Below are 13,073 nucleotides of genomic sequence, written 5' to 3'. Positions count from 1 at the left end.
GCTAAGCCTGGGCACGACACGGTAATTAGTGTCACACTTTCTGTGACTACTGCCCCGCGATCTCGTTAAGGGCCGATGACACAGGACACCGCGCACATTTCTCCGACCGGTGGGAACCTCCCCCTGGAGCCCAACGACTTCGTCGGGCGTCAGGTCGACGCCGAGGAACTCGTCGAGCTGCTGGGCGTCGCCCGCCTGGTGACCCTGTGCGGGGCCGGAGGCATCGGCAAGAGCAGGCTGGCGGTCAACGTCGCGGGCCGGTTGGCCCCGGGCTTCCCCGGCGGGGTGTGGCTGGTCGAGCTGGCCGAGGCGGCCGGCGACGAGTTGATCGCTCCCCGGGTCGCCTCCGTGCTCGGCATCAAGGCCGAGCCGTCCCGCTCGCTCTCCGAGACGTTGTTCGACGCGCTCGCCGACCGGCAGCTGCTACTGGTGATCGACAACTGTGAGTCGCTCATCGACGAGTGCGCCCGTTTCTGCAGGACGTTGCTCACGATCTGTCCCGAGGTGCGGGTGCTCACCACCAGCCGGGAGCCGCTCCGGGTCGCGGGGGAGACCGTGTGGCGGGTGCCGCCGCTCACGCTGCCGGAGGCGGACGGCCACGAGTACGCCATGGACAGCGAGGCCGTGCAGCTCTTCGTCAGGAGGGCCAGAGCCGCCGTGCGCGGGTTCACCCTCGACGCGGGCAACGCCGACGAGATCGCCAGCCTGTGCGGGGCGCTCGACGGGATGCCGCTCGCCATCGAGCTGGCCGCCGCGCTGTGCCGGGTGCTGACGGTCGAGCAGATCCACGCCAGGCTCAGGGACAGGTTCCGGCTGCTCTCCGAGGGAGACCGTACGGCTCCCGCCAGGCACCAGACGCTCAGGGCCACCGTCGACTGGAGCTACCAGCAGCTCAAGGAGCCGGAACGGATCCTGCTGCGGCGCCTGGCCGTGTTCACCGGCGGATGGACGCTGGAGATGGCCGAGAAGGTCTGCGACGGTGACGGTCTGTGGGCCGAGGACGTCCTGAGCGTTCTGTGCGGCCTGGTGGACAAGTCCCTGGTGCTTGCGGACGCCGAGGTCGCGGGCGAGACGCGCTACCGGATGCTGGAGACGATCCGCCAGTACGCCGCCGAACAGCTGGAGGTCGCGGGCGAGGAGCACGAGCTGAGGCGGCGGCACCGTGACCACATGGCCGTGATCGCCGGTCGCGTGCACCAGCTGATCGTCAGGTCTCCCCGCCCGACCTGGACGGAGATCTGCCCGGTGCTGGTGCTGCTGGACGAGCTGCAGAGCAACCTGTGGGCCGCGGTCCGCTGGTCGGCCGAGGTGGAGGAGCCGGAGAACGCGCTGCGGCTGCTGGTGCTGCTGCGCTGGCCCACCATCGCGGGCGGCCGGTTCACCCCCGCCGACGAGTGGCTGGAGCGCCTGTTGTCCGCCGACAAGTCCGCGGCGCTCCCCCCCAAGGTGCGCGGCGACGCCCTGGTCCTGCGCGGCCAGGTGGCCTTCGGGCAGGGTGACCCCGCCAAGGCGTACGAGGCCTGTTCGGAGGCGGCCGACCTGTGCCGGGCGACGGCGCTGTACGGACCGCTCAGCGGGGCGCTGGCCATCCTGGCCTGGGTCGCCATCTACCAGCGGCGCCCCGACAAGGCCCGGCGCCTGCTGGACGAGGCCCTGGAGGCGGTGCGCAAGGTCGACGACCCCTGGCACGAGATGGTGATCCGCTCGATGGAGGGGACGTTCGCGCTGTCGGAGGGGCGGGCCAAGGAGTCGCAGCGCTCCTTCGAGGCCGCGCTGGCCATCGCCCGCGGCCTCGACAATCACTGGGCCACCCCGGTGGCGCTCATCGGCCTGGCCCAGGTCGCCTGGACGCGGGGTGACCTGCTGGAGGCCCGCACCCACTACGAACAGGCCCTCGACCAGCTCAAGGACATCACCGCCCACTGGCAGACCATCACCTGTCTGTCCGGCCTGGGACGGATAGCCCTGGCCCAAGGGGACCTCACGACCGCCCGCGCCAGGCTGACCGAGAGTCTGCGCCTGTGCCGCAGGACCGGTCAGCGGCTCGGCGTCGCCCGGCGGATCGAGACGCTCGCCCAGCTCGCCCTGGCGGAGGAGGACGACCACCGGGCGGTGCGCCTGGCGGGAGCCTCCGCCGCGATCAGGAACGCGATGAGCGGAAGTGCCATGCCGTCCGGGTTCGGCGCACGGATGGAGGAGCTGCTCCAGCCGGCCCGTGCGCGTCTCGGCGACACGCTGGTCGCCCACCTGTGGACGCTCGGCAAGGAGATGACCCAGGAGCAGGCGGTCCGCTACGCCCTGGAGGGTGAGGACCGGGCCGAGACGCCGCTGCCGACGGGAAGGATGCCGGTGGCCGCCCCGATGACCACGCTCACCGGACGTGAGTGGGAGATCGCCGAGCTGATCGCCAGGGGGCTGAGCAACAAGGCCATCGCCGACGAACTGGTGATAAGCCCCGCGACCGCGGCCAGGCACGTGGCCAACATCCTGGCCAAACTCGGCTTCTCCTCCCGCACCCAGGTCGCCACATGGGTCGTGGAGCACAATCGCGTCTGAGGGTGACGTTCCGCCTACACACAGGAACTACACATCGGCGGTCACGTAGATACACCTTGGGATACGCACTCCGGCGCATGCGGAGAAGCAGCAGGTAGCCGTACGTTTTCCTCGTGTTCGACCGATGACGCCCCGCCTTCCGCGCCACACCCGCCACAGCGGCCAGGTACGGCAGGCCCACACCATCCCAGGCGTCTCGGTCGGGCACATCGCGAACGTCGCGTGTCCCTCTCGACGGTCGAGGTCTCCTCGGAGGGGTGGGGACCGAAGGCCACGGGACACGCGGCAGCGGGTCCGAGCCGCGCAGGGCTCGGACCCGCACGCGTGAAAGGGCCCCGCCCGTGTGAGGCCCGCGAGTGAAGGGCCCCGGCCGTGTGAGAGGCCCGCCGCCTTCCTCTGCGATTTCCCGCCGGCCGGGCAGCCGGTTCGAATTCCCCGTCAGCGCCGCAGAAGGTGCCACGGAAGGCGCCGCGAATCACGGAACCCATCCCAGATCGGCGACGTTTCCGCAGGTCATATGCCTTTCGGTAAATCACGGAAACGTCTGGTCGAGGAAAGGAGCATCGGACATGGCCATCCCGGATACACACTCATTTACATATATCTGTCGATGCAGGGCCGGAGCCGCCGCCCGTACGGTCGTCGGCATGAGACCGACCTCCTCGTCCATAAGGGGCACCGTTACCGAGGCGGTGTTCGGCTGCGCGCACGAGCGAGGTGACCGGCCCGCGTTGATCGATCTCGGTGCGGGGGTGGTCTACAGCCACCGCCGCCTGGCCGAGGAGGTGACGCGAGGAGCCTCGGGACTGGTCAGGAGGGGCGCGCGGGGACGGCAGGTGGCCGGGATCCACGTGGACAACGTGGCCGCCCATGTCCTGGCGGTGCACACCGTCATCGCGGCGGGTCTGGTCGCGGCGCCCATCGCGTCCGGCAACGGGCGGATGGGCGACCTGCTGATCCGTCTTGACGCCCGCTTCCTGATCACCACCCCGGGGTTGGCGGAGAGCTCGTTACAGGCGGCCGACGACTCCCGGGTGCGGCAGGTGATCGCGTTCGGTCAGGCGCGTGACACCGTCGACTTCGCCGACCTGCTGCTGCTCGCACCGGCTCCGCTGCCGTCCTTCGATCCGTCCGTGCAGCCCGCGTTGCGGGTCGAGGACGGAAGCGTGCTCACCCATGAAGATTTGATCTGGCGGATGTGCGAGCTGGACAAGCTCGTCGCGCTGGAGAAGTCCGACGTCCTGCTGGTGACCTGGCCGCTGGTCTCGACCCTGGCTCTGTCGACCCTGATCGGGCTGGCGCTGATGCGCGGCTCCTTGGTCGTGGTCGCCCCGGGCCTGGCCGCGCAGGAGTTGTCGGCGACGATCCATGACTTCGGTGTCACCGTACTGACGTTGCTCGACGGGACGGTCCAGCGCGTGTGACCGGGCCGTGCCGGCCGCCGTCACTCTCGGGCGGCGGCTGCGGAGGGACGGGCACGTGTTGTTATCTGACTATGCCTTGACGTCCCGCGCCGACGGATGCGTTGATTGGTGTACAGCCCCTGACAACGTTGTCATCTTCTTCATGGGCCCCTCGGAGCCTCGACCCCGAAGGGACGGCAAGACCATGTGACGACGGTGGACGGCTGTGGCGGGCCCTGCCCACCTGACCTCCTACAGCGGGGGCGGACAGGGGGCACGACGGGTCCGCGGACAGGCCGAGGTCCTCCCCCGGTGGACGGGGCCGGGGAGGGTCGGCGGTCGGGTCACGGCCGGGGAGCCGAGGGGCTCACCAGCGAGTCGCCCAGGGCGGTGCGGTGATACAGCACTCCGCGCCCTGTGCGGTTGCCCGTCACCAGGCCCGCCCCACGCAGGGCGGCCAGGTGGCCGCCGACGGTGCCCAGGCTCAGACCGAGCAGGCGGACGAGTTGGCTGGTCGTCGCGGGAACCGCCAGTTCGAGCAGGACCCGAGCCCTGGTCCTGCCGATCAGCGTGGCCAGGCCGTCCGGCGTCTCATGCGTGATCCCCGTGCCCCGCGCCGGATATCCGATCGCGTACGGCCAGGCGTGTTCGAGGTAGGAGCTGACCCCGGAAACGAAGGGGGAGGGCACGAAAAGAAGCCCCCGCCCCTCAAGGGCCACCTCCTGCCCGCCCGGGGCGACCTCGATGACCCCCTCGGGGCGCCAGCGCACCCGGGGGTTGAGGTCGTCCAGTGCGGCCGCCCAGCCGTAGGTGGCCAGCCGGCCCGCCCGCTGGACCACGTCCCGTTCCAGGATCGCGTGGACGCGCGGCCAGATGGGGGAGACGATCCGGGTCCAGACCGCTTCGAGGGCGTCGGCGAACAGTTCGACGACGTCCGGCGAGGACAACACGTCAAGGACGGCCTCCGGGGGCCGGGGCATGCCCTCCAGGTTCCTGGCGATCTCCCGGTGCGCCTGGGCGGCGGGCGTCGCCCGTACGGCCGAGAGCTCCGTCTCGAAGGAGGTGTTCACCCCGTCGGGCGGCGGCGCGGGGAAGTCGGCGTTGTAGTGCCGCTCGCGGAACAGCGAGACCATCGGGCCGAGCCCCGGCCGCTCCGCCAGCAGCCGGCCGTACGGCTCGCGCGCCTGTCGTATCCAGGAGCGCCACACCCCGGCTTCCCATTTGCCCGACAGCAGCCAGAGGGCCTGCTTGGTCACCATGAGCGGGGAGATCGCGAACCTGCTGGTCACGATGTCCTGCGGACTGACCTTGATGAGATAGCCCATTCGGCACCTTTCGGGAATGGTCGAAAGGTTAGCCTGCTGCCCCGGTGTCTCCCAGCATCGTGCCCATGCTCTTCACGGGGAAAGACGGCGCGACCTACTCCGAGGTCTTCGCCAACGGGCAGTTCCGGGTGCTGTTCGGCAGTTTCACGTTCCTTGTCGTCGGAGACCAGGTCAAGATGCTCGCCTTGGCGGCGCTGGTCTACGCCAGGACCGGCTCGCCAGGTCTGTCGGCGATGGCCTACATGCTGGTCTTCCTGCCGTACGCGGTCGGCGGGACGTTCCTGCTCTCCCTCGCCGACCGGATACGGCCGCGCGCCCTGATGATCGTCGGGGAGCTGGTCCGGGTGGTGACATGCCTGCTGCTGGCCTTCACCGGGATGCCGGTCTGGATGATGCTGGTGCTCGTCCTGGTGACGGGCCTGTTCTCACCCGTCTTCGGGGCGGCCCGCAGCGCCCTGCTTCCCGATCTGCTGCCGGGGGACACGTTCGTGCTGGCCAGGTCCGTGCTGTCCATGACGTCCGCGGGGGCGCAGATCGCCGGGCTGGGACTGGGCGGCGGTGTCCTGGCCGTCGCGGGCCCAACGGGGGCGCTCACCGCGACCGCCGTACTGTCGGTGCTCTCCGCCCTGGTGCTGCGCGCCGGGCTGGCCGACCCGCCCGCCCGCGGTGTACGGCGGGGCGGCGCGGTCGCGGAGACGCTGCGGGTCAACCGGGACCTGCTCGCCGACCCCGGGGTGCGTGGGCTGCTGCTCGCCCAGTGGCTGCCCACCTCGTTCCTGTCCGGGGCGGAGGCGATGCTCGTCCCCTACCTGGGGGAGACGGCCGGCATCGCGCTGGCCGCGGCGTGTGTCGGGCTGGCGGTCGGCAACCTCCTGATGGGGCGGTTCGCCGCGCCGTACACCCGGGAGCGGCTGGCGGCGCCGCTGGCGGTGCTGTCGGGTGTGCCGCTGCTCGTCTTCGCGCTCACGCCGGGACTCGCCCTCTCCGGGCTGGCGCTCCTGCTGGCCACCGCGGCGAGCGGTGCCTGTCAGCTCGGCCTGCAGCGCAGGTTCGTCGAGGCGGTTCCCGAGCGGGTCAGGGGGCAGTCGTTCGGGCTGGCGGGGGCGGGCCTGATGACCGGGCAGGCGGTCGGCGCCGCCCTGGTGGGGGGAGTCTCCGAGGTCGTCGCGCCGAGCCTGGCGGTCGCCGGGGCGGGTGTCGCCGTGATCGTCTCCGCCCTCGTCCTCTGGAGGCACCTGCGGCCCGTGCCCGCGGTCGCGGCCGGGGCGTCGTGACCCGCTCAGGCGAGGCGCCACTCCTGGTTGGGCCGGCCGTAGACGCAGGTCCACTGGTCGATGCCGGAGTCGTCGTCGGTGCCCGCGTTCTCGACGTCCAGGCATTTGCCGCTGTGCCGGGCCACCAGGATGAAGTAGCCGCTGTCGCGCTGCAGGAGCTTCCACTCCTGGTTGGGCTGGTCGTCGAGGCAGGTCCACTGGTGGACGTTGGCGCCGTTCCTGATGCTGACGCCCTCGACGTCCAGGCACTTGCCGCTGTGGGCCGCCCTCAGGGTGTAGTAGCCGTCGCTGGTGGCGACCAGGTTCCACTCCTGGTTGGGCTGGTCGTCGAGGCAGGTCCACTGGTGGACGTCGGCACCGGTCCTGGTGCTGACCCTCTCGACGTCCAGGCACTTGCCGCTGTGCCGGGCCACCAGGCTCGCCCTGAACCTGAACCCCGCCTTCGTTCCTGTTTCACCCGTTCTCGCCGCGCCACCCGTCGCGACGGCCGTGGACGGACCGAGGAGGGGGACGGTGATCAAGGCAGCCGCCAGGGCGACGGCACGACCTGCGCGGATGGGCCCCATCACGTCTCCCGGGTGCTCTGAAGGATCGGCCTGTACTTATTAGCACGGATGACGGAGCGTTTCGGTGAGTCACGTCGTGTGACGGCCCTGTGTCGTGTTTTCATGCCGACATCCGGCCCAGAACACCCCTCGTGGGTCAGGGGGGAGGCAGCTCTCCCGATCCTCGGGGGATGAGCCTGGTCGGCAGCTCGACGTGCTCGGCGGGACCGGGGTCGCCCTGGATGCGGCGGAAGAGCAGCTCGGCCGCGGTCCTGCCGAGCCCGGCCGGGTCCTGGGCGACCACGCTCACCCCCGGCACCAGCAGGTCGGCCAGTTCGAAGTCGTCGAAGCCCACCATGGGCAGCCGGTGCCCGGTGCGCAGCACGGCCAGCGTCACCCGGCCGTTGCCGGTGAACAGCGCCGTCGGAGGGGTCCGCGCCGAGAGCATCCTGGCCAGCGCCGCCCCCGCCCGTTCGGGGGGACCCGTCGCGATCAGGGAGTCGTCGGCGGGCAGACCGGCCTCGGCCAGGGCCCGCCGGTAACCGCGCAGGCGCTCCGCGGCGGTGAAGATGGACGCGCTGTCGCCGATGAAGGCGACACGGCGGTGGCCGTACCTGATCAGGTGGGCCACACCGGAGCACGCGCCGCCCGCGTTGTCGCAGATGACGGTGTCGGCCTCCAGACCTCCCGGCCGGTCGGCGAAGACGGCGGGCGTGCCCGCCTCCAGCTCCGGCCTGAGGTACTCGTGGTCGGCCCCGGCGGGCACGATGATCAGGCCGTCGACCCGCCGGGAGCAGAAGGTGAGGACGAGTTCGCGCTCCCGCCGGGGGTCCTCCCCCGAGGAACCGCTGAGCAGCAGCGAGCCGTACCCGAGGGCGACGTCCTCGACCGCCCGGCTGACGCCGGAGTAGAACGGGTCGGCCACGTCCTCGATCACCAGGCCGACGCTCGACGTACGGCCGCCGCGCAGCCCTCTGGCGCTCTCGTCGCGGCGGTAGCCGAGCCGTTCGATGGCCGAGCGCACCCGTTCGGCGGTCGCCGCGTTGACCCCGCGTTCACCGTTGACGACACGGGAGACGGTCTTGAGCGCCACCCCGGCGGACGCGGCGACGTCCTTCATGGTGGGGCGGCCTCGGGAACCGCCCGTGGCGGGACGGCGATGGGGGCGGTCGGTCACGGCCCGATCATCGCCCAGACCCATTTTTTCGACAATGTCGTCCCGCAACGGACACCCCCGCCCCCTGTGTCTAGATTATGGCTGTTATGGCCTGTCCGCGTGGGCGCGTAGCGCCCGATCGACGAACGCCTCGGCCGACCCGAGATAGCCGGTCGGGTCGAGGGCGGCGTCCACCTCGCCGGGGGTCAGGGCGATCTCCGGATCGGCCAGCAGTGTCTCGCGCAGCGTGCCGCCTCCGTCGGATGCCCTGGCGCACGCGGCGTCGACCAACGTCCTGGCCCTCGGGGTGCCGCCGAGCCTGACGACGACGTGCTCGGCCATCATCAGCCCCCGTGTCGCGCCCAGGTTGGCCCGCATCCGCTCGGCGTCCACGGTCATCCCCTCAAGTGCCTCACGCAGCCAGGCCGCGGCGCTCCCGGTCAGCCTGAGCAGGTCGCTCAGCGTCTCCCACTCGGCCTGCCACGGCCCGGCCGCCCGCTCGTGCTCGTGGAGCATGCCGCCGAGCACGGCGGCGACCAGCCCGGGGACGCGCTGCGCGCAGGCCAGAACCGACATCGCGGCGACCGGGTTGCGCTTGTGCGGCATCGCGCTCGAACCGCCCCGGCCCGGCGCGGACGGCTCGGCCGCCTCGGCGACCTCCGGCTGGGACAGCAGTTTCACATCGGTCGCGATCTTCCCCAGCGTCCCGGCCACGGTGCCGAGGGCGCAGGCCAGCCGGGCGATCGGGGTGCGGTCGGTGTGCCAGGGCAGGACCGGCTCGGCCAGCCCGAGTTCCGCCGCGAGGTACGGCAGCACCTCGTGGCCGCGTCCACGGAGCACGGCCAGGGTTCCGGCGGCTCCGCCGTACTGGACGGGCAGACACAGGGCGGTCAGCGTGGCCAGGCCCTGGTTCAGCGCGTTCAGCCAGCCCGCCGCCTTCAGCCCGAAGGTGATCGGCACGGCGTGCTGCAGGATCGTGCGTCCGGCCATCACGGTGTCCCGGTGCTCGACGGCCAGCCGGGCGCACGCGCTCGCGCAGGCCGACAGGTCGGCGGTGAGCGGTGCCAGAGCACGTGAGGCGACCAGCATCGAGGCCGTGTCGTTGATGTCCTGGCTGGTCGCGCCGTAGTGCACGAACCGCCGGACCTCCGGCTCGACCCGCTCGCGCAGCGCCGCGACCATGGGGATCACCGGATTCCCCGTCGGTACGGCCGCGCGGCCGAGCCCGGCCAGGTCGAACCGCTCGGGCTCGCAGGCCTCCCGTACGGCGGAGGCCGCCTCCCACGGCACCAGCCCCGCCTTCGCCTGCGCGGCGGTCAGCGCCGCCTCGACGTCCAGCATCGCGGCCAGCCACGCCGCGTCCGACACCTCGGGCGCCGCGCCGCCCCTGGCGAACATCCCCGAGAACAGTCCATGGCGCGCTGACGAGGTCATGGTCACCTCTAGAAATGTCATGGCGACAGCCTGTCACGCTCCGGGGAAGGTGTAGGGACAAATAGAAAAGACCTCTTTGACGGGGAAGTGCCTTCCTTCCCGGATATCGGCACCCGGTGTGGTTTCGGACTGTTGCTTTCGGGTGGTTCAGGAAGGATGTCGGCATGGATCGCCTGGAGATCCTCATCGGCAGAGCCGAGCGTCTCGACCATGTACTGATCCGGGTCCTCGGCCGGACGTTTCCCGGTCATAACGACTTTCACGACGGCAACCAGCCGGCCTCGCCGATCCACGCGCGGATCGGCGGGTTCACCGCCGAGATCGACCTTCCATCGTTCCTGGGCGCCGTTGCCGCCGTGGAACGACGCTTTCCCGCCCTGGGGTCGGGAGGCGCCTGAGGGCGGGGTTCCCCCTGGCCTTCGTCAGGGGGAACCGGCAGGTGGTCGGTTCGGGGTTCTCCCCGCTGGGAGATCATTTCTCGCCGGTTCTCGTTCTGCCGGCCCCGCTGTACCGGATGCATGACGGACCCGAGACGCTCGTCGTGGCGCAGGCCGCCCTGCTCGGGTCACGCTGAGGCGGTGCCGAGGATGGAGGCGATCACGGCAGGGGTGTCGGACAGGTCGGTGAGGACCAGTTCGGCCCCCACCTCGCGCAGTGCCGCCTCGTCGCTCGCCCCCGTGGCGACCGCCACGACCCTGGCGCCGCCGTGGTGCCCGGCCAGGACGTCGTGCGGGGTGTCGCCGACCAGGACGGTGCTGTGCTCGTCGAACCGCTCGCCGTACTTCTCGGCCGCCCGCAGTTGCGCGAGCCGTACCAGGGGCGGGCGGTCGCCGTGGTCGAGGCCGTAGGCGCCGACCTCGAAGTCCACGTACTCGTCCAGGGAGAACGCCGCGAGCTTGCTGACCGCGATGGGCCGCATGTTCCCGGTGAGCACCGACTGCACCACGTCGGTACGGCAGGCCAGGGCCTTGAGCGCCTCCCTGGCGCCGGGCAGGACACGGCCGTGTTCGCGGATCTCGTGGATGCGTGAGTCGAAGCCGGTGGCGAACTCGTGGCAGAGACGCTGGAGCAGCGGCTCCGACGTCTCGATGCCGTGCGTCAGCAGTGTCTCGGTGATGATGGCCCGGTCGGTCCTCCCGGCGAAGGAGGGCAACCCGTGCGCGGCCAGGACCCGGCCCGTCACGGTGGTGAACGCGTTCTCGTAGATCGTCCTGGTCAACGGCCCGACGGCGAGCAGGGTGTGATCGATGTCCCACAGAACGAGAGTGCGCACGAATCACATCGTATGAGGTGCTATGCCCCATTGGAGAGAAGACCGTGGTCAGCATGCGTCCCGTATGTGTAAGTTCGTTCTGCGGACGAATGTTCATTTTTGAACATCCCGCCCACCACCATGTCGCGACGACAGGGAGACGACCCCATGACGCTGATGGACGCAAAAACATGGACGGGACTGGTCTACGGGGACGGCTGGACCACCCCGCGCGGCGGAGACGCCGCGGTGGTCGAACCCGCGACCGGTGCCGAACTGGGGCGGGTCGGCGTGGCGAACGCGCAGGACGTGGCGGAGGCGGCCGTGCTGGCCGTACGGGCTCAGCGGGAGTGGGCGGCGACCTCCTTCGAGGAGCGGGCGGCGGTGCTGCGGCGGGCCGGGCGGCTGTTCGAGGAACACGAGCGGGAGATCCAGGACTGGCTGGTCCGTGAGGCCGGGTCCGTCCGCCCGAAGACGGGTGTGGAGACGCACATCGCGGCCCAGGAGTGCTACGAGGCCGCCGCGCTGGCCTCCCAGCCGCTGGGAGAGATCCTGCCGACCGCGAAGAAGCGGCTCAGCATGGCCCGCCGTGTCCCCGTCGGGGTCGTCGGGGTGATCTCACCGTTCAACTTCCCGCTGATCCTCGCCATCCGCTCGGTCGCCCCCGCGCTCGCGCTGGGCAACGCGGTGATCCTCAAGCCGGACCCGCGCACCGCGGTCTCCGGCGGCTTCTCGATCGCCCGCGTCTTCGAGGAGGCGGGGCTGCCCAAGGGCCTGCTCCACGTGCTTCCCGGCGGTGTCGAGGCGGGCCAGGCACTGGTCGGCCACCCGCTGGTACCGGTGATCTCCTTCACCGGATCGACCGCGGCGGGACGCAGGATCGGCGAGGAGTGCGGACGGCTGCTCAAGCGCGCCCACCTGGAACTCGGCGGCAACTCCGCGCTGATCGTGCTTGAGGACGCCGACCTCGACCGGGCCGTCTCCGCGGCGGCCTGGGGCTCCTTCCTGCACCAGGGGCAGATCTGCATGACGACCGGCCGCCACATCGTGCACTCCTCGATCGCGGAGGAGTACGTCGCGCGACTGGCGGAGAAGGCCGAGCGCCTGACGGTCGGCGACCCGGCGGGCGGACGGGTCGCACTCGGCCCGCTGATCGACGCCGGGCAGCGCGACAAGGTCCACGCCCTGGTCACCGGTAGCGTCGAGGCCGGAGCGAGGCTGGCGGCCGGGGGCACCTACGAGGGACTGTTCTACCGGCCGACGGTGCTCGCCGACCTTCCCGAGGGCGCCCCCGCCTACGCCCAGGAGGTCTTCGGCCCGGTCGCGCCGGTCGTGCCGTTCTCCACGGCGGAGGAGGCCGCCGCGCTGGCCTCCGACAGCGAGTACGGCCTGTCCCTGGGCATCCTCACCGGGGACGCGATGCGGGGCCTGGCGCTGGCCGACCTCATCCCCACCGGGATCGTCCACATCAACGACCAGACGGTCGACGACGAGGCCGTCGCGCCGTTCGGCGGGCTGGGCGCCTCGGGCACCGGCTCACGCTTCGGCGGGGGCAGGGCCAACGCCGAGGCGTTCACCGAGACCCGCTGGGTGACAGTGCAGGGCGAGATCGCGGGCTACCCCTTCTGAACGCGACTGAGGGTCCGCCGGCGCGTTCGGTCGCAGACGGCGCGGGCGGCCGCCGCGGTGACGGTTGAGGTGGCGGCGGCGTCGCGTGGCCGGTCGCCCAGCGGCAGGGTGAGCCTGCCGGCGGGGGAACCGGCCACGCGCAGCAGGACCCGGTCGGCCCGGTGGGCCGCCCGGTCGACGATCACGGGCCCGCCCGGATGCGGCGGGTCGGTGTCGTCGTCGAGGTGGGAGAAGGCGGTGCCCGCCGAGTGCGGATCGTCGGCGATGAAGACCTCGACGGAGCACCGGCCGCCGGGGCCATGAGGGCACCGGCGCCGGGCAGCGCCGCCTTGCGCAGGAACACGGTCTCTCCACGCGGGTGATCGGGAGGTGGGCGGGTCGCCCCCGAGAGGCCTGCCCTCGGACAAGGGAGAAGGCGGTCGATCGACCAGCCTCGGCCCTCGGCCGGGGTCCCGTGCGGACACCTGTGCGTGTGGTCCCGGTCGTGTCCCCGGCACCC

At 71.3% G+C, this 13,073-nt stretch carries 11 protein-coding genes; 5 read left to right on the top strand and 6 right to left on the bottom strand.

The features are described 5' to 3' along the window. Positions 1-75: 75 nt before the first annotated feature. Together ACFYY8_RS27310 and ACFYY8_RS27305 are read left to right on the top strand one after the other, a co-directional pair. The gene (locus ACFYY8_RS27310; RefSeq protein ID WP_390045651.1) at positions 76-2,556 is read left to right on the top strand and encodes an ATP-binding protein; all 2,481 of its coding nucleotides are present in this window, start codon (positions 76-78) and stop codon (positions 2,554-2,556) included. Positions 2,557-3,203: 647 nt separating this feature from the next. Continuing rightward, positions 3,204-3,980 (top strand): AMP-binding protein, encoded by a 777-nt coding sequence (locus tag ACFYY8_RS27305; RefSeq protein ID WP_390045649.1) that lies wholly within the window; start codon positions 3,204-3,206, stop codon positions 3,978-3,980. Positions 3,981-4,303: 323 nt separating this feature from the next. On the opposite strand, the gene ACFYY8_RS27300 is transcribed toward ACFYY8_RS27305, so the two are convergent. Then, positions 4,304-5,284 carry an ArsR/SmtB family transcription factor gene (locus tag ACFYY8_RS27300; protein ID WP_390045646.1) on the bottom strand — a complete coding sequence of 327 codons (981 nt, stop codon included), beginning with the start codon at positions 5,282-5,284 and terminating at the stop codon, positions 4,304-4,306. Positions 5,285-5,349: 65 nt separating this feature from the next. Between ACFYY8_RS27300 and ACFYY8_RS27295 the strand changes: the two genes are divergently transcribed. Continuing rightward, positions 5,350-6,558 (top strand): MFS transporter, encoded by a 1,209-nt coding sequence (locus ACFYY8_RS27295; RefSeq protein ID WP_390045644.1) that lies wholly within the window; start codon positions 5,350-5,352, stop codon positions 6,556-6,558. Between the two features lie 5 nt (positions 6,559-6,563). On the opposite strand, the gene ACFYY8_RS27290 is transcribed toward ACFYY8_RS27295, so the two are convergent. The 3 genes from ACFYY8_RS27290 to pcaB all read right to left on the bottom strand — a co-directional run bounded on the left by ACFYY8_RS27290 (position 6,564) and on the right by pcaB (position 9,714). Next, positions 6,564-7,124: an RICIN domain-containing protein gene (locus ACFYY8_RS27290; protein WP_390045642.1), complete on the bottom strand. Its 561-nt coding sequence runs from the start codon at positions 7,122-7,124 to the stop codon at positions 6,564-6,566. 136 nt (positions 7,125-7,260) lie between these two features. Beyond that, positions 7,261-8,280, bottom strand: a complete 1,020-nt coding sequence (locus tag ACFYY8_RS27285) for a LacI family DNA-binding transcriptional regulator (RefSeq protein WP_390045640.1) — start codon at positions 8,278-8,280, stop codon at positions 7,261-7,263. 84 nt (positions 8,281-8,364) lie between these two features. Next, positions 8,365-9,714 carry a 3-carboxy-cis,cis-muconate cycloisomerase gene (gene pcaB, locus ACFYY8_RS27280; RefSeq protein WP_390045638.1) on the bottom strand — a complete coding sequence of 450 codons (1,350 nt, stop codon included), beginning with the start codon at positions 9,712-9,714 and terminating at the stop codon, positions 8,365-8,367. Positions 9,715-9,857: 143 nt separating this feature from the next. On the opposite strand from pcaB, the gene ACFYY8_RS27275 reads away from it, so the two are divergent. Next, positions 9,858-10,091 (top strand): hypothetical protein, encoded by a 234-nt coding sequence (locus ACFYY8_RS27275; RefSeq protein WP_390045636.1) that lies wholly within the window; start codon positions 9,858-9,860, stop codon positions 10,089-10,091. A 167-nt stretch (positions 10,092-10,258) separates the two neighbouring features. On the opposite strand, the gene ACFYY8_RS27270 is transcribed toward ACFYY8_RS27275, so the two are convergent. Then, complete coding sequence (locus ACFYY8_RS27270) at positions 10,259-10,966, bottom strand: HAD family hydrolase (protein ID WP_390045634.1); 708 nt, start codon at positions 10,964-10,966, stop codon at positions 10,259-10,261. Between the two features lie 147 nt (positions 10,967-11,113). Between ACFYY8_RS27270 and ACFYY8_RS27265 the strand changes: the two genes are divergently transcribed. Next, entirely contained in the window at positions 11,114-12,574 is a 1,461-nt protein-coding gene (locus ACFYY8_RS27265) for a benzaldehyde dehydrogenase (RefSeq protein WP_390045632.1), read from the top strand. Here ACFYY8_RS27265 and ACFYY8_RS27260 read toward each other — a convergent pair. Continuing rightward, positions 12,562-12,981: a hypothetical protein gene (locus ACFYY8_RS27260; protein WP_390045630.1), complete on the bottom strand. Its 420-nt coding sequence runs from the start codon at positions 12,979-12,981 to the stop codon at positions 12,562-12,564. The genes ACFYY8_RS27265 and ACFYY8_RS27260 overlap by 13 nt on opposite strands. Between the last annotated feature and the right edge of the window lie 92 nt (positions 12,982-13,073).

The organism is Streptosporangium sp. NPDC001559 (assembly GCF_042893955.1).
In the GTDB taxonomy this organism is placed as follows: domain Bacteria; phylum Actinomycetota; class Actinomycetes; order Streptosporangiales; family Streptosporangiaceae; genus Streptosporangium.
The sequence above is the reverse complement of the archived record's forward strand: the minus strand, read 5'-3'. Positions and strand labels throughout refer to the sequence as shown.

Bases quoted from the DNA above. Each gene is read 5' to 3' on its own strand.
- ACFYY8_RS27310 (WP_390045651.1), top strand. From the start codon at position 76: ATGACACAGGACACCGCGCACATTTCTCCGACCGGTGGGAACCTCCCC.
- ACFYY8_RS27305 (WP_390045649.1), top strand. From the start codon at position 3,204: ATGAGACCGACCTCCTCGTCCATAAGGGGCACCGTTACCGAGGCGGTG.
- ACFYY8_RS27300 (WP_390045646.1), bottom strand. From the start codon at position 5,284: ATGGGCTATCTCATCAAGGTCAGTCCGCAGGACATCGTGACCAGCAGG.
- ACFYY8_RS27295 (WP_390045644.1), top strand. From the start codon at position 5,350: ATGCTCTTCACGGGGAAAGACGGCGCGACCTACTCCGAGGTCTTCGCC.
- ACFYY8_RS27290 (WP_390045642.1), bottom strand. From the start codon at position 7,124: ATGGGGCCCATCCGCGCAGGTCGTGCCGTCGCCCTGGCGGCTGCCTTG.
- pcaB (WP_390045638.1), bottom strand. From the start codon at position 9,714: ATGACATTTCTAGAGGTGACCATGACCTCGTCAGCGCGCCATGGACTG.
- ACFYY8_RS27275 (WP_390045636.1), top strand. From the start codon at position 9,858: ATGGATCGCCTGGAGATCCTCATCGGCAGAGCCGAGCGTCTCGACCAT.
- ACFYY8_RS27265 (WP_390045632.1), top strand. From the start codon at position 11,114: ATGACGCTGATGGACGCAAAAACATGGACGGGACTGGTCTACGGGGAC.